We start from the raw sequence: 23,175 nt of genomic DNA, 5'->3' as shown, positions 1-23,175 counted from the left end.
CGCGGGACATTCCGACGTCACCCTCCGCGAAAGCGGAGGGCCCAGTATTCCAGAGCAACATTGCCAGGCCGAAGCGCTCTGGAATACTGGGTCGCCCGGTCAAGCCGGGCGACGACGGAATGATGTAGACGCCCTACACCCGCATCGGCATCAGCACGTAGAGCGCGCCCTTGGCGTCGCGGTCCTGCACCAGGGTCGGCGAGCCGGGGTCGGCTAGTTTCAGTACCGCCACTTCGCCCTCGATCTGAGCTGCGATGTCCAACAGGTAGCGCGAGTTGAAGCCGATATCGAGCGCGTCGGAGGCATATTCGACTTCGAGCTCCTCGGTGGCGCTGCCGGAATCCGGATTGGTTACCGACAGCACCAGCTTGCCCGGGCTCAATGCCAGTTTCACGGCGCGGCCGCGCTCGCTGGAGATCGTCGAGACGCGATCGACCGCGGCCTCGAAATCCTTTTTGTCGACGATCAGTTCCTTATCGTTGTTCTGCGGGATCACCCGGCCGTAGTCCGGGAAGGTGCCGTCGATCAGCTTCGAGGTCAGCACCACGTCGCCGATGCTGAAGCGGATCTTGCCGACCGACAGCTCGATCCCGACTTCGGCCTCGGCATCCTCGATCAGCCGCTGCACTTCGCCGACGGTCTTGCGCGGCACGATCACGCCGGGCATACCCTCCGCGCCCTTCGGCAGCGGCAGATCGATCTGCGCCAGGCGATGGCCGTCGGTGGCGACCGCGCGCAGCGTCGCGGACTTTGCGCTGCCGGCGCTGTGCAGATAGATGCCGTTCAAATAGTAGCGGGTCTCCTCGGTGGAGATCGCGAACTGGGTGCGGTCGATCAGCCGTTTCACGTCGGCAGCCGCCAGCGTGAAGGAGTGCGTCATCTCGCCGGCGGCGAGATCGGGGAAATCGTTCTCCGGCAGGGTCTGCAGCGTGAAGCGCGAGCGCCCGGCGCGGATCGCCAGCACCGAGCGGTCGCCGTCGCCTTCCAGCACGATCTGCGAGCCATCCGGCAGTTTGCGGACGATGTCGTAGAACATATGCGCCGGCACCGTGGTCGAGCCGCCGGTCGCGACTTCGGCCGGCAGCGTCTCGGTGACCTCGAGGTCGAGGTCAGTGGCCTTCAGCGACAGCCGGGCATTCTCGGCGCGCAATAGAACGTTGCCGAGGATCGGTATGGTGTTGCGGCGCTCGACCACGCGATGAACGTGGCCCAGCGACTTCAAGAGTTGCGCGCGTTCGACGGTGACCTTCATTGCAAAATCCGCCTGATCCGAATCCACATCATGGGATGGAAATGCCCGGCGGCCGGAAGCGGCGCCGCGGCGATTGAGGCCCCGTGGACTTTGCTCAAACCCGCGGGGGTTCGCAAGGTGGCGTGGATGGCCGGCGGACGCAAGTGCGCCGCACCGGCCAGAGGCGAATTTCCCCGCATTTTAGCCGGAGGTGGCGCGGTCCGGCGCAACTGTCCAAGGCTATTCCTGGAGTTGCCGCTTGAGCAGCTCCACCTCGTCGGATAGCGCCACGTCCTTGGCCACCAGCGCCTCGATCTTGCGTACGGCGTGCAGCACCGTGGTGTGGTCGCGGCCGCCGAACCGGCGGCCGATTTCCGGCAATGAGCGCAGCGTCAGAGTCTTGGCCAAATACATCGCCACCTGCCGTGGCCGCACCACATTGGCGGTGCGGCGCGACGACAACAGGTCGGAGCGGCTGACATTGTACTGTCTGGCGACGACGCGCTGAATATCCTCGATCTTGATCCGCTTCGGCTCCTGCGGCCGGATCAGGTCGCGCACTTCGCGTTCGGCCATTTCCAGCGTCACCGGCTGGGCGTTCAGCTTTGAGTGCGCCAACAGGCGGTTGATCGCACCTTCGAGGTCGCGGCCATTATGGGTGATGGTGCGGGCGAGATAGTCCAGCACCGGCGCCGGGACGTCGAAACTGGCGTGATGCGCGCGCGCAGCCAGCACCCGTGATTTCAGGATTCCGAGCCGCAATTCTTCCCCGAGCGAGGCCATCTCGACCACCAGGCCGCCGGCCAGCCGCGAGCGCACCCGCTCGTCGAGGCTTTCGAGATCCGATGGCGGGCGATCCGCCGCGATCACCACCTGGCGACCGGCGTCGATCAGCGCATTCAGGGTGTGGCAGAATTCGGCCTGGGTGGTCTTGCCCTGCAGGAACTGCAGATCGTCGATCACCAGTACGTCGATGCCGCGCAGCGCTTCCTTGAAGGCAAGCGCGGTCTGGGTCTTCAGCGCGGCGACGAAGCCGTACATGAATTTCTCGGCGGTCAGATACAGCACCTTGCGCTCGGTGCCGGAATTGCCGGCCCAGGTCACCGCCTGCAGCAGATGGGTCTTGCCGAGGCCGACGCCGGCGTGGATGTAAAGCGGGTTAAACATCACCGCGTCGCCGCGGCGGCCTTCGGCGACCTGTCGGGCCGCGGCGTGCGCCAGCGTGTTGGAGCGGCCGATCACGAAACTGCCGAAGGTCAGCCGCGGGTCGAGCGGCGAACCGCCGAGCGCGTCATGACTGGCTGACACCGGCGCGATCGCCGTGGCGCGCAATTCCGGCGCGGGGCGGCCATCGTCGCGGCGCTGCTCGACGGGCGCTGGCGCCTCCTTGACCGGCGCGGCGCAACGCATCGCGGTCCGTACGGTCAGATCGATCCGATGGACCTCCGGCATCTCGGCTTGCCAGCAGGTCAGAACCTTGTCGGAGTAATGCGTCTGGATCCAGCTTTTCAGAAAGCGCGTCGGCACCGAAAGGTGCACGCTCTCGGGCTGCACGCTCTCCAGATCCATCCGGGCGAACCAGCTCGAATAGACGTCTTCTCCGACGCTTGAGCGCAGTCGGCCTTTCACGCGTGACCAGCGATCCTGTTCGATATTTGCCATCTTCGGTAACTTTTCAGACTGAGTAATTTTCCGGCTTGTCGGAGCAGCTGGATCGTCTTGCGATCGATGCCGCGGCGAGACCATTGGCGAACCCATCAGGCAAAGATCGTCGGCTCGGCGAAACGCCGCGAACAGATCAGTACCTCGAGGATGGCTTTCGCTGGTCAGCGCGTATTCGACAGTCGGTCCGGAACTCGCTCGGGAGGTGGCGAACACGCCGAAGAGTAAGAAAACAACTCTGTCCGCAATCCGGTTCGATCGATTGAAATCGTGATTTCGTCGCGCATAAAACCTCCCCCGCCCGCCGCAATCATTCGCGCCAAGCTGCCGTCAAACCCGTTCGATAATTGTGCCCGCGTCTTGCATCGAAACTGCTCAGGTCGTCACACCTAGAATGTCGCCCGTTCGTTTCGTCCTGCAGCCGCGCGTTCCGCGATGCGGTTTGCAGATCGCATATACCATCCCTCTTCTCGGAACCGTTCGCGATGCGAACGCCCACTGGAGAAATTTGGCACAGCACGACCCGCCTCATATTGCTATGAGTTGCAACCCGACCATCGATTGGAAAGCGCCGCCAACATGCATACCGCCGCCGATCTGCATGTCCGCCCGAGATTCTCAAACCGCGCTGATCTGAAGAACCGAAGGCGTCGCGAACGATCTAAGAAATACACGACGCCTTGCTTCCCGCAACGGAATTGATTTTGCAGCTGCTGCTCAGATTTGCGCTTGGCCGACGCGAGATCCGTCGACGGTTTTTGTGACAAACGACAAGGTTTTGAATCTAAGCGCAGATTCGAAACGCCGGTGGCGTGTGACATTCGTTGCGATTGCCCAAAATAAATTCATAATTCGTTTACTTTTGAGTCTGGCGCGTCCGCTTTTTCAAAGCGCTGATCCTCGCTATGCCAATAAGTGGTTCGCAGCGCGCGTTTTTTCCTGAGCATTCGAACAGGGTAACTCCCGGCGGACGAGACGCATGGGGATTCTGCGCAGTTGCATTTTCGAAACGTCGTCGCGCGTGCAGCGCGGTCAACCCGGGGCTGTGCCGCAGCGGTTTTTTCGACCGGAGAAAAAGCTTTCGCAGCGCAAAAACGGCAGAGCGAATGTTTCTCGCAGCAATGCGATCGACGCGGCGGATCTTTCGCGTAACACTACGAGTGCACCAAGGCGCCTGACGAAACCGACGGCGCGGTAAATGAAAACACCCGACAAAAGAAAAGCCCGGCACTGCCGGGCTTGCGTGGTCGCTATGGTGCGAAGAACTATTTCGCGAGCTTGGCAATCCGATGTGACAGCCGCGAAACTTTTCGGCTCGCGCTGTTCTTGTGAATGATGTTGCGCTGCGCGGCCTGCATCAGTTCCGGTTCGGCGAGGGCGAATGCCTTGAGCGCGGCATCGCGGTCGCCGCTGGCAATCGCCTCTTCGACAGTCCGCACCGAGCCGCGCATCTGGGTGCGGCGCGACTTGTTGACGATGGTGCGGCGGGCGATCTTGCGGGTCGCTTTTTTGGCGGAAGTGGTATTGGCCATGTTCTCTCAAATCCTACAGCGGCCATCCCTCGCGGAGGACCGGGCTGATTGACGGCAGCCGCTTCAATGTCGCGACCGGTGTGTTCCGGGTGTTCCTGAAAATGCTATTCTCAGAGCTGGTCTTGGTGCCGATCTTGGAGCCGAACAGGTCTCGAATGACCGGCTCAGAACGCAACGCCGCCAAAAGAACAGCGGCGGCAGGATCGCCCCACCGCCATTCCGCGTCTTATAGAGCCCCCGGTTTCCAGCGTCAACGCCCTCGAAACCCCCTTAGGGGCCGGGCCGCGATCGCCTGGGCCCCGATAAGTTGCTGGCGAGGTTGAATTTTGCCGGCCGCCCCGGTAATCCCGGGGCGCGGGCCGGTAACGCAAATTGGGGTGACGCATGATCCGCGGTTTCTTTCGTCTGATCGGACTGCTGCTGCTGACCGGGGGGTTCATCTTCCTGGTCTACGACGGTGCCCGGTCGGTGGCGGACAATAGCTTGCGCTGGACCCGGCTCGGTGAGTCCTGGAACGATATCCATCAATCCAGCCAGGAGGCGTTCAAGGTGATGGTCGAGGGGGCCTCGCCTTGGCTTTGGAACAATGCGGTTAAACTGCTGCTCGGCCAGCCAACCTTTGCGGTGCTCGGCGTCCTCGGAATCCTGCTGATGCTGCTGTTTCGGGCCCGCAAGCCGCTGATCGGATATGCGCGCGATTGATCCGGTCGCCGCAGCGGCGGCAGATTCGGGGTATGGCCCGTAACACCCTGACGGTTTGCGCGTAAATCCCTATATCGACGTTTCAGCCGGGCGCTCGCTGCCGAACCTTCGGTGCGGCCGCGAGCGCTCGGTCCACATTCAATGCGCGGGATCGCTGCTGTCCGCGCCGGGAGGATCTGATGTTCTTCATGCGCAAGACCACCGCATTGCCCAGTGCCGCCGAGGCGCTGCCGGGCCGCGCCACGCCGATCGCGACCGCGAAAACTCATTTCGTCAACGGCCACCAGATCCAGCCGCCTTATCCCGAAGGGTTCGTACAGGCGGTGTTCGGGCTCGGCTGCTTCTGGGGCGCCGAACGCAAATTCTGGGAGTTGGGCGACGGCGTTTACACCACGGCGGTCGGCTACGCCGGCGGCCACACCCCGAACCCGACCTATGAGGAGGTGTGTTCCGGCCGAACCGGCCACACCGAAGTGGTGCTGGTGGTGTTCGACCCCAGCAAGATCTCCTACGACCGGTTGCTGAAGACGTTCTGGGAGAGTCACAACCCGACCCAGGGGATGCGCCAGGGCAACGACGTCGGGACGCAATACCGTTCGGCGATCTACACTTTCGGTGACGCGCAGCGCGAAGCCGCCGATGCCTCCAGCGCGGCCTATGGCAAGGCGCTGGCGGCGAAAGGCCTGGGTACGATCACCACCGAGATCGCGCCGTCGCGCGAATTCTACTTCGCCGAGGACTATCATCAGCAATATCTGGCGAAGAACCCCGCCGGATATTGCGGCCTCGGCGGCACGGGCGTTTCGTGTCCGATTGGCGCTGGCGTCGGCGCCTGATCCGGCAGGCGTTCGGCTGCTTCGAAACCGGATCGGATTCGAAGCAGGCTGCCGCATTCGGACTCACGGTTTATTAACCCTAATGGTGCATTAACGGAGCTGTCTCGTTGTGAGGGATAGCTCCGGTGTCGTTGCTGCGCGCGTTTCGATTGTCGATGATTGCGGTGTTGGCCGCGCTGGCGCTGGCAGGCTGTATGCGACGCTCCGCGCCGGTCGCGATGATGAATCCCCAAAGCGATCTCGATTCGATGGCGTACGGCCAGGGCGGCTATCCGCAGCCGGCCTACGCGCCGACGCAAAATTCAGACGGCGCCCTGGCCGCGCTTCGCTCCGGAATGTCGCGATCGTATCGCAGCGATCTCCCGGTGGTCTACGCCGCCGCACCGCAAGTGGTGCCGATCTATGATCCAGAATACCGGCTGGACGCCGGCGACCGACTACGGATCGTGGTCTACGGTCAGGAAGGGCTCACCAACACCTACACGATCGGCGCCGGCGGCGCGATCACCATGCCGCTGATCGGCGGCGTTCCGGCGCGCGGCCGCACCCCCGCCGGCCTCGCTTCCGAGATCACCGGACGGCTGCGCAACGGCTTCATCCGCGATCCCTCGGTCGCGGTCGAGATAGAGACCTATCGGCCGTTCTTCATTCTCGGCGAAGTCGCCGCTCCCGGCCAATATCCCTACGTGCCGAATATGAGCGTCGAGAGCGCGGTGGCGATCGCCGGCGGGTTCTCGCCGCGTGCCCGGCGCGACCGCGTCACCGTGACCCATCCCGAGGGCGCCGGCTCGGTGCGCGCCGTGGTTCCGCTCGGCACCCCGCTCAGCCCCGGCGATACCGTGCTGGTCGGCGAACGCTGGTTCTGATTGTCACTCTTCGCTGAGAACACCGTCATTGCGAGCTGAGGTCGGCGCGAGGCGCCGACCGAAAGCGAAGCAATCCCGAAGTTTCGGACGAAGACCGGATTGCTCCGTCGCAAGCGCTCCTCGCCATGACGAACTTCGACTTATTGCGTTGTTGCGGGCACTCTGACTCAGACTTTCAGATGCTGGTCGAAGAAGGCCAGGCTGCGCTGCCAGGCCAGATCGGCGCTGGGCTTGTCGTAGCTGGCGCGTTCGTCGCAGCCGAAGCCGTGCTGTGCGCCGGGATAGATGAAGATCTCGACCTCGGGCCGTTTGCCGCGAATCGTCTCGACATCGGCAAGCGGAATCCCCGCATCCTTTTCGCCGAAATGCAGTTGCGTCGGCACGCTTGGCCGGTCGTCGGCGAAACGCACGATGGCGCCGCCATAATAGCCGATCGCGGCCCGCAGTCCGGTCAGTTGGGTCGCCGCCGCATAGGCGACGCTGCCGCCGAGACAAAATCCGATGATGCCCACCGGCCCGACATCCGTCACCGCGTCGATAGCCGCCTGGGTATCGCGCAACATCGCCGGCCAATCCGGATTGGCGACGAATTTGCGGGCGACCGCGATTTCGTCGGGCGAATAGCCGCTTTGAAAATCGGGCTCGATGCGATCGAAGATTGCCGGCGCGATCGCCACATAGCCATGTGCCGCCAGCCGGTCGCAGATCGCACGGATGTGGTGATTGACGCCGAAGATCTCCTGGATCACCACCACCGCGGCGCTCCCAGCGCCAGCGGGATCGGCGCGGTAGGCGCCGAGCTTGAAATTGTCAGAGACCGTCAGCGTGATGTGTTGTCCCACGGGTCATCCTTGTTGCGCGATCATGATTGGGGGGTGATGGTTCCGGCGCGAATTAGTGCCACATCCAGTTGCGGCCCCAGTCGCCCTTCCAGCCGGCGAGCTGGCCGCGGCGGAATTGCAGAAAGAGCCGGTCGCTCCGGTTGAAAAATCCGCTGCCGCCGATCGGCCGGAACACCAGATAGATCTCATCGCCGGGCCGACCGCTGATGTAGTGCAGCGGCATGCCGAGCGCGCGCGCGGCGTCCTCCGCATCCATGCCGAAGGCGAGCGGCGTAGTGTTCGACAATGTCGCGGTGAACGGTGGCGCCTTGACGCCGCTGAACGGTGCCGGTTGTTGCGCGCTCGCCGGTGCGACGGTGGCCGCCGCGACAATTCCGGCCAGGACCGCATGGATGCGCCGCCTGGTGATGCGAAGCCTGCGTGGCGCTCCAACCATGCCCCGCCACATCGGCGGCGCGGAGCCGCTGCTGCGCAGGTCGTCGTCACTGCCAATTTTGTTGCGGTTGCGTTCTGGCATTGCGGTAGATCCCGACTGCGGCGTTGCGATCGCATTCTAGCCGATCCCCCTCCGGATGGGAAATGCAAGTCTTCGCAGCTTGTTCGCCAGTGCATGACGACATCTGGAGATTGCCCGCGCGATTTATCGCGTCGCACAAATCAAAGCTGATCTGCTACTTGCGGCGTTACTAATCGCCTCACTTTGTATTTATCGATTCCAATTTGCATTGCCCCGGGATCGGAACTCGCTCATTCTTGCGGCAAGGTCGGCGCCGATCCGGTGGGTGTCAGACCATGAGCCAGGAGTGAACAGCCGCCGTAAGCGGCTTCATGCACCGGCAGGGGAGAGACATGCTCAAACTCAACATCAACGGGAAAACCATGTCCGTCGAGGCGGACAACGACACGCCGCTACTGTGGGCCATCCGCGAGCAATTGCAGATGACCGGCACCAAGTTCGGCTGCGGCGCCGGGCTGTGCGGTGCCTGCACGGTCCACGTCAATGGCGAGGCGGTGCGGTCTTGCCAGACAGCACTGGGCGATGTCGCCGGCAAGAAGATCACCACCATCGAAGGCCTAAGCGCCAAGGGCGATCATCCGCTGCAGAAGGCGTGGATCACCGAGCAGGTGCCGCAATGCGGTTACTGCCAGTCCGGCCAGATCATGCAGGCGGCCTCGTTGCTCGCCAAGAATCCCAACCCCACCAAGGAAGAAGTGGTGGCGCATATGGACGGCAATCTCTGCCGTTGCATGACCTATTCGCGGATTCAGAAGGCGATCATGCGCGCGGCTTCCGAAATGCGGACCGCTTCCAACACCGGCACCGAGCGGAGGGCGACATGAACAAGCACGTGAAAATCACCTCGACCGAACCCGCCGATCTCAGCCGCCGCTCGTTCCTGGTCGGCACCGCCGCTGCGGGGCTCGCACTCGGCTATTCCGGCGTTCCCGGACTGCTGGGGGCCGATCAGGCGCTCGCCGCGCCCGCCAGTTTCGATCCCAGCGTCTGGTACTCGATCGGACCGGATGGCCTCGTCACGGTGACCTGCGGCAAGGCCGACATGGGCCAGCACATCGCCTCCACCATGGCGCAGATCATCTGCGAAGAGCTCGGCGCCAGCTGGAAAGACATGCGGGTCCAGCTCGCCTCCAACGATCCGAAGTTCAACGACCCCGTGCTCGGAGCGCAGATCACCGGCGGCAGCTGGAGCACGATGATGAACTTCGATGCGATGAGCCGTGCGGGTGCCGCGGGACGCATGGCATTGGTCGACGCCGCGGTGGCGGCGATGGGCGTGCCGCCCTATTTCAAGGACGAACTGGTGGTTCGTGACTCCATGGTCATGCACCCGAAGTCGAAGAAGTCGATGAGCTTCGCCGACATCGTCAAGAGCGGCAAGATCACCAAGACTTTCACGCCCGACGAACTGAAGGCGATCAAGCTGAAGACGCCCGACCAGTACACCATGATCGGGGTCTCGGTGCCGCAGCTCGATATCCCCTCGAAGACCAACGGCTCCGCCAAATACGGCATCGACACCATGCTGCCCGGCATGGTGTACGGCAAGACCGTTACCCCGCCGGTGCGCTATGGCGCCACCGTCAAGTCGGTCGACGACAGCGAGGCGAAGAAGGTGCCGGGCTTCATCAAGGCCGTCATCCTCGACGACAAGACCGCGACCACGACGGGATGGGTGGTGGCGGTGGCCGACACCTATGCCAATGCCCGCAAGGCGGCACGCGCGCTCAAGATCAGCTACGATCGCGGCCCGAACGCCGAACTGTCCAGCGATTCACTGCTGGCTGAAGCGAAACGATTGCAGGCGCTGGATGAGTCTGGACTGTTCTTCGTCAAGGATGGCGACACCGCCGCGGCCCTCGGGACCGCCGCCAAGGTGCTGGAGGCGGAGTACACCACCAGCATCAATATCCACGCGCCGCTGGAGCCGATGAACGCCACGGCGCAATTGCAGGGCGACATCTGGCATCTCTATTCCGGCAACCAGTTCGCGACACGTTCGGGCGCGATCGCGGCCGGCGCCGCCGGAGTCGATCCGAAGTTCGTGGTGATGCATCAAACCTGGCTGGGCGGGGGTTTCGGCCGACGCCTCGACGCCGACATGATGGTGCCGGCGGTGCAGGCCGCGAAAGCGGTCGGCAAACCGGTCAAGGTGATCTACTCGCGCGAAGACGATATGACGATGGACTTCTCGCGTCCGCTCACCTTCCAGAAGATCAAGGCGGGTCTCGATGGCGACGGTAAGCTCGTCGCGATGCAGCACGATGTTGTCAGTGCGTGGCCGACCAAGCGCTGGGGCATCCCCGACTTCCTGACTCCGTCGGTCGACAAGAAGGGCGCGCTCGACGCGTTCACGGTGAACGGCGCGGACTTCTTTTATTCCGTGCCCAATCACAGCGTCCGCGCCATTCTCAACGAGATGGCGCAGAACGCCACCCCGTCCGGCCAGCTGCGGTCGGTCGCACCGGGCTGGACGTTCTGGGCGGTCGAAAGCATGGTCGATGAACTCGCGCACGCCGCCGGGCAGGATCCGGCGCAGTTCCGGATCGCGTTGCTGGACGGCAAGGGCAAACAGGACGGTGGCGCGCAGCGTCTGCGCAACACCCTGCTGACGGCGATGGGTATGGCCGGCTACGGCGCCAGGCAACTGCCGAAGGGCGAAGGCATGGGCGTCGCCTGTGTCTCGTCGCAGGAACGGGCGACCGCCAGTTGGACCGCCTGCGTTGCACATGTCGCGGTCGCGTCGAACGGCGAGGTCAAGGTGAAGAAGCTCACCGTGGCCACCGATATCGGCACCCAGGTTCACCCGGACAACGTCCGGGCCCAGGTCGAGGGCGCGGCGTTGTGGGGGCTTTCGCTGGCGATGTACGAGAAGGCAACGCTGAAGCATGGCGCCATCGAGCAGACCAACTTCGACAGCTACCATCCGCTGCGGATGAGTCAGGTGCCGGAAGTGGCCGTCAGTGTCATCGCCAATGGCGAAAAAGCAACCGGCGTCGGCGAGCCCGCGGTCACGGTGGTGGCGCCCGCACTCGGCAATGCGATCTTCAACGCCTGCGGCGCGCGTGTCCGCTCGCTGCCGATCACAGCAGAAGCGGTGAAGGCGGGTATGAAGGCGTAAAGCATCTCCGCAAACAGTAATCGATCCGCCGGAGGCGCTGCCTCCGGCGGATTTGTTTTCCACGGAGTCGCGTGCGGTTCGCGATCGGTATCATTTGATAGGGGCGGGCAATCAAGCGTTAATGATGTGTCTTAATCCCCGGGAACACATTTGTGGTTATCACGGTGCGGCAGCGTTTTGCTGCATCGGGTCGAAGACATGACGGCTTTAGCCAAGCAATCTGCAATAGCCAAACAACCTGCGGCGCGACGGCGTCTGCTGCTCGCCTCCGACCGCGGCGATCGCAGTCGGGATCTGGCGGGGATTCTGGCGCGCGTCGCTGACGTTGAAGTGGTCCCGACCGCCGAGCTACCGGACGCCCCCTCGAAACAGCTTTCCGGAATCGTGGTCGACATCAATTTGCGATCGGCCGACAGCGTGCAGCAGATTCGTCGCAAGCTGCTCGCCGGCGCCTACAAGCCGGTGCCGCGGCTGTTCGTGCTCGCGGACGAGTTGCATCACGGCTCGATGCAGGCCTGGGCGCTGGGCGCCACCGACACCATCGCGCGGCCGTTCGATGCGCGTGACATCCTGCTGCGGATCCAGGCGGCGTTTCCTGACCCGGATGAAGACACCGAGGCCGCCAGCGCCGAGGCGTTGAACAAGGGCGTCTCCGCGGCGCATGCCGTGCTGGTCAAAATGTTTGAGCGGCTGCCGGCCGGACGGGCGCTGAGCTTCGACGACATCAAGCAGGCGGAAGGCCATATCCTGAAGGCGATCAAGAAATCGTCGCTGCGGGAGTGGCTCGCCGCGGTCGGCCGGCATCACAATGAGAGCTATCGGCTATGCCTGTTCGCGACCGGCTTTTCAGTCGCGTTCGCCCAGCACCTCGGCATGCGAGAGGAGGATCAGCGCAGGCTGACCCGCGCGGCGTTGCTGTACGACGTCGGCAAGGCGTATGTCGATGTCGCGGTGCTCGACAATTACGATAATCTGGCCGGTGATCAACTCGCGGCGTTCCGCGAACACCCGCGGCTCGGCTTCAACGCACTGGTGGCGCAGGGCAGTTTCCCGCGCGAAACCCTCGACGTCGTGCTGCATCATCACGAATTGCTCGACGGCAGCGGCTATCCCGATGGCCTGCATGGCGATCAGATCAGCGATATCGTCCGCATCACCACCGTGGTGGACATCTATGCCTCGATGGTGGCGAAGCGGGCCGGGCATGAGCCCCTGACCCGCGCGCGGGCCTTCGCCCGCATGGAATCGCTTGGCGACAAGATCGACCAGCGGCTGTTGCAGGCATTCCGTCCGGTCGCGTTCGGATCCTGAGGCGCCGCCGCATAGCCGTGCTCACTCCAGCAATTTGCGCAGTTCCGCTTTCGCCACCTTTTCCAAGGTCGAGCGCGGCATTTCGTCGACCAGGCGGATTTCACGCGGTACCTTGAAATCCGCCAGTGCGCCGCGGCACGCGGCTATTACCCTGTCCTGCAGATCAGGCGCCGCCGCGGCCACCCCGGCGCTCGGGATCACGAACACCACTGGGACCTCGTCGAGCATCGGATGCTTCTTGGCCACCACAGCGGCTTCGCGCACGCCGGCCACCGTGGCGACCACCTGCTCGATCTCCGACGCCGCGACATTTTCGCCGCCGACCTTCAGCATATCCTTGGCGCGATCGCCGAATTTGATGAAGCCGCGCTCCAGCAAGGTGACGCGGTCGCCGGTGATGAAATAGCCATGCGCATCGAAACTATCGCGAGTGGCGGCCTCGTTGTGCAGGTACTCCTTGAACAGCGACAGCCCGGGCACGCCCTTGATCAGCAGATTGCCGGTGCCGCCGACCGCGGTCGGACGGCCGTCGTCGTCGGTGACGCGGATGCCATATTCGGTGGCGGCACGGCCGATCGCCATCGGGATGTTGGGCTGGTCGACCTCACCGATGATGCCGTGGGTGATGGTCTCGGTCATCCCCCACCAGCCGACGATCTTGATGCCGAACGCCGCAAACGCCGCTGGCTCGCAGAACGCCGTCCCCCACAGCCGGAAGCTGTGCTGTTTCGGGATGTCGTGCTCCAGCAGCGCCTTCATGCAGAACCCGATGGTCGAATTCCAGCTGCAGCGATGCTCGCGCGCGGTGCTCCAGAATCGCCGCGCCGAGAACCGCGGCTGGATCACGCAGGAGCCGCCGACCCACAGCGTCGACAGCATCGAATAGGCCAACGCGTTGGTGTGGAACAGCGGCAGATAGGCCATGTGCACATCGTCGGCGCGCAGCGTCTGATGCGCGGCGTTGACCTTGCCGCCCCACAGCGCATTGGCGTGGGTCCACAGCACCGCCTTCGGGCGCGACGTGGTGCCGGAGGTGTACTGCACGCTGCAGGGCGCCATCGGATCGATCGGTCGGCGCGGCCGGTCGGCGCTGTCGGCGAACAGCGCCTCGAACCGCTCGGCGGGCGGCACGCCGTGGCCTTGCGCCGGCGCCGCGCCGGCGTCGTGCGCGATCACCGCGATCCAGCGCAGCTTGCTGCAATTGCCGGCGACCAGCTCGGCATAGGCCGGCTGGGTGATGGCGGCGACAGCGCCGCAATGTTCGGCGAAATATTCGATTTCCGCCGGCGCCGAACGGGTGTTGGTGGTGACCGCGACGGCGCCGAGTTCGACGCAGGCGAACCAGGTCAGCATCGCCTCGATGCAATTGTCGAGATGGATCAGGACGTATTCGCCGGGCCTGATGCCGCGCTTCGCCAGCCCCGCGGCGAGCGCGCCGACGCGGTCGTAAAACTCGCCGTAACTCCAGCTCCGTGCCGGTGCGTCGAATGGCGCCCAGATCAGGAATGGATGATCGCGGCGCAGTTCGGCCTGCATCCGCAGCAACCACGGCACATCAAGGCCAGCAAACGGTCCCACCACGCCTGGCGCATGCTCGTCACGCAATATCGTTCCTCCGGATGGAAGTCCGGCGACACTTCGGCGGGCAGCCTTGCCGGCCGTTTGTCGCGGCTTCTGTTTTGTTTTTACCGGGCTGTTGTGCCATTGGGCCGCGCCGAGCGCAATTCGCGACGGTCGCCCGGCCGCGGTCGGCAGCGCGCGGACGCAAAACGGGCGACCTTGCGGCCGCCCGTGCTTGCTGGAATCCCGCCGCGCGGGCGGGTGAGGTCCTAGCCGTTCGAGATCGCGGCTGCCTCGGATGCCGCGCGCTGCATGCTCGACGACATCTCGGCGGTGACGGTGCTCTGTTCCTCGACCGCTGCCGCGGTAGTGGTGACATATTCGCTGACGTTCTGGATCGCCGTCTTGATCTTGTTCAGCGCCCCCACGACATCGCCGGAAATGCCATTCAGATTCTCGATCTCCTGACCGATTTTGTCGGTCGCCTGCTTGGCCTGGTTGGCGAGGTTTTTCACCTCGGAGGCCACCACCGCGAAGCCGCGGCCGGCCTCGCCGGCGCGGGCGGATTCGATCGTCGCGTTCAGCGCCAACAGGTTGATCTGACCGGTGATGTGACCGATCAGTTCGACGATGCCGCTCATCGCCTGCGCCGCGTCGTTGAGCCGCTGCGCCTGGGTATCAGCAGCCTCGACCTCGCTGACCGCTGACAGCGCGGTCTGCCGCGATTTCGTCATCGCTTCCGAGATCTCCCGGACCGAGGCGTTGAGTTCCTCGGCGCCGGCGGCGACCGACTCCATCATGCCCCGGACGCGCTCGTTGCCCATCCGCGTCAGCACCTGCCTGGTGGTGTCGGTGGCGTATTTCACCACCTTGAAAGGCTTGCCGTTGAGGTCGAGGATCGGATTGTAGGACGCTTGAATCCAGATCTCGCGTCCGCCCTTGCCGATCCGCTTGTACTCGGCGGCCTGGTACTGGCCGCGGCCCAGCGCCGCCCAGAATTCGCGATAGGCCGGCGTGTCGCGCTCCGCCGGGTCGACGAACATGCTGTGGTGCCGGCCCTTGATCTCGCCGAGCGAATATCCCAGCGCGTGCAGGAAATTGTCATTGGCGCTGATAATTGTGCCGTCGATGTTGAACTCGATGACGGCCTGCGACTTGCCGATCGCGGCGATCTGACCGGCCAGATCCGCAGTCGCCAGCTTCTGCTCCGTCACGTCGGTGGCGAATTTGACCACCTTGAACGGCTTGCCCCTGTCGTCGAGGATCGGGTTGTAGGAAGCAAGAATCCAGACTTCCTTCCCGCCCTTGCCGATCCGCTTGTATTCGGCGGCCAGATAATCGCCGCGATTGAGGCTGGCCCAGAAGTCACGATAGGCGGCGCCGTCGCGGAGCGCCGGCTCGACGAACATGCTGTGGTGCTTCCCCTTGATCTCGGCGAGTGTGTAGCCGAGCGTCGTCAGGAAGTTCTCATTGGCGGTGAGGATGGTGCCGTCCATCGCGAATTCGATCACCGCCTGGGCGCGGCCGATCGCCTGGATCTTGCCGGCATCCTCCATGCTGCGCATCTTTGCCGCGGTGATGTCAGTGGCGTATTTGACGACGCAGAGTGGCTTGCCCTGCTTGTCGAGGATCGGATTGTATGACGCCTGGATCCAGATATCCTTGCCACCCTTGGCGATGCGTTTGAATTCCCCGGCTTGATATTTGCCCGCGTTCAGGGCGCTCCAGAAATCCCGGTACTCGGCGCTGTCGCGCATCGCCGGGTCGACGAACATGCTGTGATGCTTGCCCTTGATCTCATCAAGCGTGTAGCCGAGCGCATTGAGAAAATTCTCGTTGGCGGTGAGCACGGTGCCATTCATGTCGAATTCGATCACCGCCTGCGAGCGGTTGATCGCATCGAGCATAGCCGCGGTGTGATCGCCACCGGCGCGTTTCGAGAACGGGTACATCTGGCTGGGACCTCGGGAGTGGATGGGTTTCGCGACGCTCGGCAATGACGTGAGATGCTCTGTTCGCAATGGTTTGAGTGTGTTTGAATTGCCTTAACTTTCAACTAGCCCCGTAATGACACGGGTAGCTCAAATACCGCCCCACCCAATGCGCTGTGGGCGCCTGGTTGATAATTGACGTGTAGTGCCGTGTACCAAAGCGAAACTTGCAGCAACCCCCAGCAACCCCCAGTTGATAATTGATGACGCTCGATGGCAAATGGAGTGCCGATCAGTCGTGTTGCATTGCAACCGCTGGCGGAATAATTTGATGACTGGTAGTCATACGAGGTAAGTGTCCGCGCTATTCCGCGGCATCGCCTGCCGCACCGAAATCGGATTGCGGCCAAGCGACGATATAGCGCGGACGCCTGCAAAAAAGGGGGCGGCCTTTCGGCCGCCCCCTTGCCCATCGCTATTTGGCAATTGCTGCGCGCGTTACTCGCCGGCAGCTTCGCGGGGCGCGGCGGCCTCGGCGGCCTTCTGCTTGGCCTCGAGATCCTCGCCGGTGACCTGATCGACCACCTTCATCGACAAACGCGTCTTGCCGCGATCGTCGAAGCCGAGCAGCTTGACCTTGACCTTGTCGCCTTCCTTGACGACGTCGGAGGTCTTCTGCACCCGGCCCGGAGCGAGCTGGCTGATGTGGACCAGGCCGTCCTTGGCGCCGAAGAAGTTCACGAAGGCGCCGAACTCCATGACCTTGACCACGGTGCCGTCATAGATCGCGTTGAGCTCGGGGTCGGACGCGATCGACTTGATCCACTTGATCGCGGCCTTGATCGATTCACCGTCGGAGGACGCCACCTTGACGGTGCCGTCGTCGTCGATATTGACCTTGGCGCCGGTCTTTTCGACGATCTCGCGGATCACCTTGCCGCCGGTGCCGATCACTTCCCGGATCTTGTCGGTGGCGATCTTGAAGGTCTCGATCCGCGGCGCGTATTCGCCGAGTTCGGCGCGGGCGTTGGTCAGCGCCTTCGACATCTCACCGAGAATGTGAATGCGTCCGTCCTTGGCCTGGCCGAGCGCGACCTTCATGATCTCTTCGGTGATGCCAGCGATCTTGATGTCCATCTGCAGCGAGGTGATGCCGACATCGGTGCCGGCGACCTTGAAGTCCATGTCGCCAAGATGATCCTCGTCGCCGAGGATGTCGGAGAGCACCGCGAAGCGCTCGCCTTCCAGGATCAGACCCATCGCGATGCCCGCGGTCGGCCGCTTCAACGGCACGCCGGCATCCATCAGCGCGAGGGACGCGCCGCAGACCGAGGCCATCGAGGACGAGCCGTTCGACTCGGTGATCTCGGAGACCACCCGCACGGTGTAGGGGAACTCGTGATGCGGCGGCAGCACCGGATGTATCGCGCGCCAGGCGAGCTTGCCGTGGCCGATCTCGCGACGCTTGGTGCCGCCCATGCGTCCGGTTTCACCGACCGAGTAGGGAGGAAAGTTGTAGTGCAGCAGGAACTGTTCCTTGTAGGTGCCGGCCAGCGAGTCGATGTACTGCTCGTCCTCGCCGGTGCCGAGCGTGGTCACCACCAGCGCCTGGGTTTCGCCGCGGGTGAACAGCGCCGAACCGTGGGCGCGGGGCAGCACGCCGACCTGGGCGATGATCTGGCGCACGGTCTTGGAATCGCGGCCGTCGATGCGCTTGCCGGTGTCCAGGATGTTCCAGCGAACGATCTTGGCTTCCAGCTCCTTGAACACGCCGGCGATCCGGAGCTTGTCGTATTGCGGCTCCTGGCCTTCCGGGAAGTAGTGCGCCATCACCTTTTCCTTGGCCTTGCCGACCGCGGCGTAGCGATCCTGCTTGACCGGAATGGCATAGGCGGCGCGCAGCTCGGTCTCGATCAGGCCCAAGATCTCTTTCTCGAGCACGCTCTCGTCGACGACCTTGACGTCGCGTGGTTCCTTGGCGGCCTTCTCGGCGAGTTCGATGATCGCCTGCACCACCGGCTGGAAGTGGCGGTGACCGAACATCACGGCGCCGAGCATGATGTCTTCGTTGAGTTCCTTGGCTTCCGATTCCACCATCAGCACCGCGTCGGCGGTGCCGGCGACGACGAGATCAAGCTGGGTCTCGATCATCTCGTCGAGTACCGGATTGAGCACGTATTCGTCGTTGATGAAGCCGACGCGCGCCGCGCCGATCGGGCCCTTGAACGGCGCGCCCGACAGGGTCAGCGCCGCCGAGGAGGCGACTAGAGCCAGAATGTCGGGATCGTTCTCCATGTCGTGCGACAGCACGGTGACGATGACCTGGGTCTCGTTGCGCCAGCCGTCGACGAACAGCGGACGGATCGGACGGTCGATCAGGCGGGAGACCAGGGTCTCCTTCTCGGTCGGACGGCCTTCGCGCTTGAAATAGCCGCCGGGAATGCGGCCGGCGGCGTAGGTCTTCTCGATGTAATCGACGGTCAGCGGCAGGAAGTCGACGCCTTCGCGGGCGGTCTTGGCGGCCACCACGGTGGCGAGCACCACAGTCTCACCGTAGGTTGCGAGCACGGCGCCGTCGGCCTGACGGGCGATCTTGCCGGTTTCAAGCCGGAGCGGACGACCACCCCAATCGATCTCGACTGAATGAATATTGAACATTGCGTGTTTCTTTCATGGGTTCACGAAAGGCAGCGACGCCAAATACCAAAAGACCATGCGCAAGATTGCGAGACGCTGAGCGAGCGATTGCGTCAGCGTCCGGCGATCCTGCCATGGTCTTCAGGTCCAGAATGGCGTCGATCCTCCCGGTGCGGGTATCAACCCGCGCGGCGGGCACTTGGCCCGTTTGTCGCCCAGCGGCCGGAATGCTGCTGAGCAAAAACGTACAGGCAAATCAGATTCCGCCTGTACGGAGTACAATCGGACGCAGCTTGAATGGAAACGGATTTCCGCTTCCAGACTGCGTCGTTTACGCGTGCGAAAATTCGATCAGCGGCGAATGTTGTGCTTCTCGAGCATCGCCTTGTAGCGCGCCTCGTCCTTCCTCTTGATGTAGTCGAGGAGCGAACGGCGCGTGGACACCAGCTTCAACAGGCCGCGGCGGGAGTGATTGTCCTTGCCGTGGGTCTTGAAGTGCCCGGTGAGGTTGGCGATGCGTTCCGACAGGATCGCGATCTGAACCTCGGGCGAGCCGGTGTCGCCGGCCTTGTTGGCATTGGTCTTGATGACTTCCGCTTTGCGTTCTGCGGTAATCGACATCGTCAGATACTTTCCTTGCGTGCCGAACTGGTCAGTCCGGACAGGTTGAACACGCGCTTGGGGATGAGTTCGCCATTGCCAATCTCGGCGAGGGCCAAAAGCCGGCCTGCCACCGTGACATAGACTGTGCCGCTACTATTGGGCGCATCCCGTCCGCGCAACAAAACGGCCTGGCCCCGGTGGAGCCTTGCCGCATCAGCCCGTGTGACGGCCAGTGCCGGGATGTCGTCCAGCGCGGTCTCAACGGGCAAAAGCGCGTCGGCGAGGCTACCCTCGCCAGACGCGGCTCTATCGCACAAAGCCTGCAATTGTTCCAGCGGAATCATGTCCGCCTCGCGGAACGGGCCGACCAGGGTCCGCCGCAGCTCGCAAATATGGCCGTAGCAGCCGAGCAGCCGCCCCAGATCCCGCGCCAGCGCCCGCACATAGGTGCCCTTGCCGCATTCCGCCTCGAACACCGAATGGTCACTATCTGTTTGTTCCGTAAGGATTAATTCGTGAATCTCGACCGGGCGGGGGACCAGCGGGACGACCTCGCCGTCGCGCGCCATGTCGTAGGCGCGCTCGCCGGCGATCTTGATCGCGGAATATTGCGGCGGGGTCTGCTCGATCCGCCCGGTGAACTGCGGCAGCAGCGCCCGAATCGCCTCCGGGGTCGGGCGCAGCTCGCTCGACTTGGTGACCTGGCCCTCGGTGTCGTCGGTGTCGCGCTCCTCGCCCCACGCCACCGTGAAGCGGTAGCGCTTGCGGCCGTCCATGACGAACGGCACGGTCTTGGTGGCTTCGCCCATCGCGATCGGCAGCCCGCCGGAGGCGAGCGGATCCAGCGTGCCGGCGTGGCCGGCGCGCTTGGCCGAAAACAGCCGCTTCACCACCGCCACCGCATGGGTCGAGGTCATGCCAATCGGCTTGTCCAGCACCACCCAGCCATGGACATCGCGCTTGTCGCGCCGCGGCTGGTTGTTCTGGCGCTGCTTCCCGCCGCGCTGGCCGTTGTTGCGCGGATCGTTGTGCGAACGATCGGCACGAATCGGCTGCGAAGAAATATTTTCATCAGCGCCGTTCGATTCGACATGCTGCGCGTCGAGAAGGGCGTCTGGCGTGGTCACGTTCATCAATTTCCGTCCGAATCCGGTTCGAGGTCCTTTTGCACCGCGGGTGTTCTCAATAATTTCTCTATTCGTTCCGCCTCGGCGAATCGCTCGTCGATGCGGAAGCGAAGGTCGGGTGCGAATTTCAGATTAACGCGGTGCGCCACCGCGGTGCGGATGAACGGCTTATTGGCCGCCAGCGCCTTCAGCACGATGTCGGTGTCGCGGCCGCCGAGCGGCATCACATAGACGGTCGCGAGCTTGAGATCCGGCGACATCCGGACTTCCGGCACGGTGATCAAGTGAGTCTCCAGCACCGGATCGTGCACGCCACCCTGCGAAAGAATATCGGCGATGGCATGGCGCACCAACTCGCCGACCCGCAACTGACGCTGCGAGCCGCCGGGGCTGGTGCTCTTTTCGTGATGGCGAGGCATTGTCGTCTCTCAAATTGGCGTCACGCCCGCGCTTGTCGCGGGCATCCACGCCTGTCTTTGTCTTAGGTAAGACGTGGATGGCCGGACCAAGTCCGTCCATGACGCCCATTATCGATCGACGGCTCGCTGCAAGATTTGGACTTACAGCGAGCGCTGGATCGTCTCCACGCGATAACATTCGATGACGTCGCCGGCGCGCATGTCGCCGTAACTCTCGAACGCCATGCCGCATTCCTGACCGGACTGCACTTCCTTCACTTCGTCCTTGAAACGCTTCAGGGTCGACAGCTTGCCCTCGTGAACCACGACGTTGTCGCGGATCAAGCGGACGTTTGCGCCGCGCTCGACCGAACCGTCGGTGACGCGGCAACCAGCGACCTTGCCGACCTTGGAGATGTTGAACACTTCCAGGATCAGCGCGTTGCCGAGCATGGTTTCGCGCAAGGTCGGCGCGAGCAGGCCGCTCATCGCCTTCTTCACGTCGTCGACGAGGTCGTAGATGATGTTGTAGTAGCGGATCTCGATGCCGTTGCGCTTGGCGGCCGCGGCCGCTTCCTTATGGGCGCGGACGTTGAAGCCGATGATCGCGGCGTTAAAGCCCTCCGCCAGCGTGACGTCGGATTCCGAGATGCCGCCGACCCCTGCATGCAGGATGCGGGCGGTGACTTCGTCGGTGCCGAGTTTCTCAAGCGAGCCCAGGATAGCTTCCAGCGAGCCCTGCACATCGGCCTTGATGATCAGCGGGAAGTCCTTGCGGCCGGTAGTCTTGAGCTGGCTCATCATCTGCTCGAGCGAGCCGCGCAGGCCGGACACGGCCGAGGCGGACTTCTCGCGCTTCTGATGCGCACGGTAGCTGGTGACTTCGCGGGCGCGGGCTTCGCTCTCGACCACGGCCATGCGGTCGCCGGCTTCCGGCGGGCCGTTGAAGCCGAGCACTTCGACCGGCACCGAGGGGCCGGCTTCGGTGAGGGTGATGCCCTGATCCGAGATCAGCGCGCGGACGCGGCCCATTTCGGCGCCGGCGACGATGATGTCGCCGATCCGCAGGGTGCCGCGCTGGACCAGCACGGTGGCGACCGGACCGCGGCCGCGATCGAGCTTGGCTTCGATCACGGTGCCTTCGGCCGGACGTTTGGTGTTGGTCTTGAGATCGAGCAACTCGGCTTGCAACGCCACCATTTCTAGCAGCTTGTCGAGATTGGTCTTGTTCTTGGCCGAGACCTCGACATCGACGACGTCGCCGCCGAGCGATTCAACCTGCACGCCGTATTGCAGCAGTTCGGTGCGGACGCGCTCCGGCTTGGCGTCGGGCTTGTCGATCTTGTTGATCGCGACGATCACCGGCACCTTCGCCGCCTTGGCGTGATTGATCGCCTCGATGGTCTGCGGCATCACGCCGTCATCGGCGGCCACCACCAGGATAACGATGTCGGTGACCTTGGCGCCGCGGGCACGCATCGCGGTGAACGCGGCGTGGCCGGGGGTGTCGATGAAGGTGATCTTCTTGCCGCTTTCCGGCGAGGTGACCTGATAGGCGCCGATATGCTGGGTGATGCCGCCGGCTTCGCCCGACACCACATTGGCGTGGCGCAGCGCATCGAGCAGCGAGGTCTTGCCGTGGTCGACGTGGCCCATCACGGTGACGACCGGGGAGCGCGGTTCGGTGTCGGTGTCGTCGCCGACGATATCGAACAGGCCTTCTTCAACGTCGGATTCGGCGACGCGCTTGACGGTGTGGCCCATTTCCTCGGCCACCAGCTGGGCGGTGTCGGCGTCGATCACGTCGGTGATCTTCACCATCTGGCCCTGCTTCATCAGCAGCCGGATCACGTCCACGGCGCGCTCGGCCATACGGTTGGCGAGTTCCTGGATGGTGATAGCTTCCGGAATGATGACCTCGCGGACCAGCTTTTCCTTCGGCTCGTTGGACTGATGGCCCTTGAGGCGCTGGGTGCGGCGACGGAACGAGGCGATCGAGCGCTCGCGGACGTCGTCGGCGGACAAAGCGGTGACCAGGGTCAGGCGGCCGCGCTGCTTGGCAGGCGCCGGCTTGGCGGTGGTCTTCGGCGGGGTGACCGGACGGGCGACGCCGCCGGGACCGCGGCGGATCTGGCGCGGACCTTCATCCTCATCGGTAGCGTCGGCGGCAACGCCGGGCGCACGTGCCGGAGGCACGGCGGCGCCGGGTGCGCGGGCTGTCGTTACGGGCTTGGCTTCGGCGGCAGCCTTGGCTTCGGCTTCGCCGAATCGCTTCTTGGCTTCGCGTTCGGCCTTGGCC

Annotated in this window: 18 protein-coding genes; 6 read left to right on the top strand and 12 right to left on the bottom strand. The window is 63.7% G+C overall.

What is annotated here, in order from left to right; genetic code table 11:
- Window positions 1-133: 133 nt before the first annotated feature.
- The 3 genes from dnaN to rpsT all read right to left on the bottom strand — a co-directional run bounded on the left by dnaN (window position 134) and on the right by rpsT (window position 4,425).
- On the bottom strand, window positions 134-1,252 hold the full coding sequence (dnaN, locus tag HXX15_RS06250; protein WP_296513772.1) for a DNA polymerase III subunit beta: 1,119 nt from the start codon (window positions 1,250-1,252) through the stop codon (window positions 134-136).
- 219 nt (window positions 1,253-1,471) lie between these two features.
- Window positions 1,472-2,893, bottom strand: a complete 1,422-nt coding sequence (dnaA, locus tag HXX15_RS06245) for a chromosomal replication initiator protein DnaA (RefSeq protein WP_296513769.1) — start codon at window positions 2,891-2,893, stop codon at window positions 1,472-1,474.
- Between the two features lie 1,265 nt (window positions 2,894-4,158).
- Window positions 4,159-4,425, bottom strand: a complete 267-nt coding sequence (gene rpsT / locus HXX15_RS06240; protein WP_296513767.1) for a 30S ribosomal protein S20 — start codon at window positions 4,423-4,425, stop codon at window positions 4,159-4,161.
- 384 nt (window positions 4,426-4,809) lie between these two features.
- Here rpsT and HXX15_RS06235 point away from each other — a divergent pair, with 384 nt between their 5' ends.
- From HXX15_RS06235 to HXX15_RS06225, 3 genes are all read left to right on the top strand, one after another.
- Entirely contained in the window at window positions 4,810-5,127 is a 318-nt protein-coding gene (locus HXX15_RS06235) for a hypothetical protein (protein WP_296513764.1), read from the top strand.
- Between the two features lie 179 nt (window positions 5,128-5,306).
- A complete protein-coding gene (msrA, locus tag HXX15_RS06230; RefSeq protein ID WP_296513762.1) occupies window positions 5,307-5,963 on the top strand; it encodes a peptide-methionine (S)-S-oxide reductase MsrA in 657 nt (218 codons plus the stop codon).
- A 125-nt stretch (window positions 5,964-6,088) separates the two neighbouring features.
- Window positions 6,089-6,829, top strand: a complete 741-nt coding sequence (locus tag HXX15_RS06225; RefSeq protein WP_296513760.1) for a polysaccharide biosynthesis/export family protein — start codon at window positions 6,089-6,091, stop codon at window positions 6,827-6,829.
- A 167-nt stretch (window positions 6,830-6,996) separates the two neighbouring features.
- Here the strand turns inward: HXX15_RS06225 and HXX15_RS06220 are convergent, their stop codons facing one another.
- Together HXX15_RS06220 and HXX15_RS06215 are read right to left on the bottom strand one after the other, a co-directional pair.
- Window positions 6,997-7,671 (bottom strand): dienelactone hydrolase family protein, encoded by a 675-nt coding sequence (locus HXX15_RS06220; protein ID WP_296513758.1) that lies wholly within the window; start codon window positions 7,669-7,671, stop codon window positions 6,997-6,999.
- 52 nt (window positions 7,672-7,723) lie between these two features.
- Entirely contained in the window at window positions 7,724-8,107 is a 384-nt protein-coding gene (locus HXX15_RS06215; protein WP_296514866.1) for a hypothetical protein, read from the bottom strand.
- A gap of 413 nt (window positions 8,108-8,520) precedes the next feature.
- Here HXX15_RS06215 and HXX15_RS06210 point away from each other — a divergent pair, with 413 nt between their 5' ends.
- From HXX15_RS06210 to HXX15_RS06200, 3 genes are all read left to right on the top strand, one after another.
- Window positions 8,521-9,012, top strand: a complete 492-nt coding sequence (locus tag HXX15_RS06210) for a (2Fe-2S)-binding protein (protein ID WP_296513756.1) — start codon at window positions 8,521-8,523, stop codon at window positions 9,010-9,012.
- Complete coding sequence (locus HXX15_RS06205; protein WP_296513754.1) at window positions 9,009-11,309, top strand: molybdopterin cofactor-binding domain-containing protein; 2,301 nt, start codon at window positions 9,009-9,011, stop codon at window positions 11,307-11,309. Before HXX15_RS06210 ends, HXX15_RS06205 begins: the two co-directional genes overlap by 4 nt.
- 198 nt (window positions 11,310-11,507) lie before the next feature.
- Complete coding sequence (locus HXX15_RS06200; protein ID WP_296513752.1) at window positions 11,508-12,620, top strand: HD domain-containing phosphohydrolase; 1,113 nt, start codon at window positions 11,508-11,510, stop codon at window positions 12,618-12,620.
- Window positions 12,621-12,641: 21 nt separating this feature from the next.
- On the opposite strand, the gene HXX15_RS06195 is transcribed toward HXX15_RS06200, so the two are convergent.
- From HXX15_RS06195 to infB, 7 genes are all read right to left on the bottom strand, one after another.
- Entirely contained in the window at window positions 12,642-14,228 is a 1,587-nt protein-coding gene (locus HXX15_RS06195) for an AMP-binding protein (protein ID WP_296514863.1), read from the bottom strand.
- A 221-nt stretch (window positions 14,229-14,449) separates the two neighbouring features.
- Entirely contained in the window at window positions 14,450-16,132 is a 1,683-nt protein-coding gene (locus HXX15_RS06190; protein WP_296513750.1) for a PAS domain-containing methyl-accepting chemotaxis protein, read from the bottom strand.
- 477 nt (window positions 16,133-16,609) lie between these two features.
- Window positions 16,610-18,769: a polyribonucleotide nucleotidyltransferase gene (gene pnp / locus HXX15_RS06185; RefSeq protein WP_296513747.1), complete on the bottom strand. Its 2,160-nt coding sequence runs from the start codon at window positions 18,767-18,769 to the stop codon at window positions 16,610-16,612.
- A gap of 330 nt (window positions 18,770-19,099) precedes the next feature.
- Window positions 19,100-19,369: a 30S ribosomal protein S15 gene (rpsO, locus tag HXX15_RS06180; protein ID WP_296513745.1), complete on the bottom strand. Its 270-nt coding sequence runs from the start codon at window positions 19,367-19,369 to the stop codon at window positions 19,100-19,102.
- A 2-nt stretch (window positions 19,370-19,371) separates the two neighbouring features.
- On the bottom strand, window positions 19,372-20,484 hold the full coding sequence (gene truB / locus HXX15_RS06175; protein ID WP_296513743.1) for a tRNA pseudouridine(55) synthase TruB: 1,113 nt from the start codon (window positions 20,482-20,484) through the stop codon (window positions 19,372-19,374).
- Window positions 20,484-20,897, bottom strand: a complete 414-nt coding sequence (gene rbfA, locus HXX15_RS06170; protein ID WP_296513741.1) for a 30S ribosome-binding factor RbfA — start codon at window positions 20,895-20,897, stop codon at window positions 20,484-20,486. Before rbfA ends, truB begins: the two co-directional genes overlap by 1 nt.
- A 141-nt stretch (window positions 20,898-21,038) precedes the next feature.
- The coding region (infB, locus tag HXX15_RS06165) for a translation initiation factor IF-2 (protein ID WP_296513739.1) at window positions 21,039-23,175 on the bottom strand (2,137 nt) is incomplete at its 5' end.

Source organism: Rhodopseudomonas sp. (genome assembly GCF_013377015.1).
Taxonomy (GTDB): Bacteria; Pseudomonadota; Alphaproteobacteria; order Rhizobiales; family Xanthobacteraceae; genus JARJEH01.
Note: the sequence above shows the minus strand (reverse complement) of the source record. Positions and strands in the feature narration are given on the sequence as shown.

Bases quoted from the DNA above. Each gene is read 5' to 3' on its own strand.
- dnaN (WP_296513772.1), bottom strand. From the start codon at position 1,252: ATGAAGGTCACCGTCGAACGCGCGCAACTCTTGAAGTCGCTGGGCCAC.
- dnaA (WP_296513769.1), bottom strand. From the start codon at position 2,893: ATGGCAAATATCGAACAGGATCGCTGGTCACGCGTGAAAGGCCGACTG.
- rpsT (WP_296513767.1), bottom strand. From the start codon at position 4,425: ATGGCCAATACCACTTCCGCCAAAAAAGCGACCCGCAAGATCGCCCGC.
- HXX15_RS06235 (WP_296513764.1), top strand. From the start codon at position 4,810: ATGATCCGCGGTTTCTTTCGTCTGATCGGACTGCTGCTGCTGACCGGG.
- msrA (WP_296513762.1), top strand. From the start codon at position 5,307: ATGTTCTTCATGCGCAAGACCACCGCATTGCCCAGTGCCGCCGAGGCG.
- HXX15_RS06215 (WP_296514866.1), bottom strand. From the start codon at position 8,107: ATGGTTGGAGCGCCACGCAGGCTTCGCATCACCAGGCGGCGCATCCAT.
- HXX15_RS06210 (WP_296513756.1), top strand. From the start codon at position 8,521: ATGCTCAAACTCAACATCAACGGGAAAACCATGTCCGTCGAGGCGGAC.
- HXX15_RS06205 (WP_296513754.1), top strand. From the start codon at position 9,009: ATGAACAAGCACGTGAAAATCACCTCGACCGAACCCGCCGATCTCAGC.
- HXX15_RS06200 (WP_296513752.1), top strand. From the start codon at position 11,508: ATGACGGCTTTAGCCAAGCAATCTGCAATAGCCAAACAACCTGCGGCG.
- HXX15_RS06190 (WP_296513750.1), bottom strand. From the start codon at position 16,132: ATGTACCCGTTCTCGAAACGCGCCGGTGGCGATCACACCGCGGCTATG.
- pnp (WP_296513747.1), bottom strand. From the start codon at position 18,769: ATGTTCAATATTCATTCAGTCGAGATCGATTGGGGTGGTCGTCCGCTC.
- rpsO (WP_296513745.1), bottom strand. From the start codon at position 19,369: ATGTCGATTACCGCAGAACGCAAAGCGGAAGTCATCAAGACCAATGCC.
- truB (WP_296513743.1), bottom strand. From the start codon at position 20,484: ATGAACGTGACCACGCCAGACGCCCTTCTCGACGCGCAGCATGTCGAA.
- rbfA (WP_296513741.1), bottom strand. From the start codon at position 20,897: ATGCCTCGCCATCACGAAAAGAGCACCAGCCCCGGCGGCTCGCAGCGT.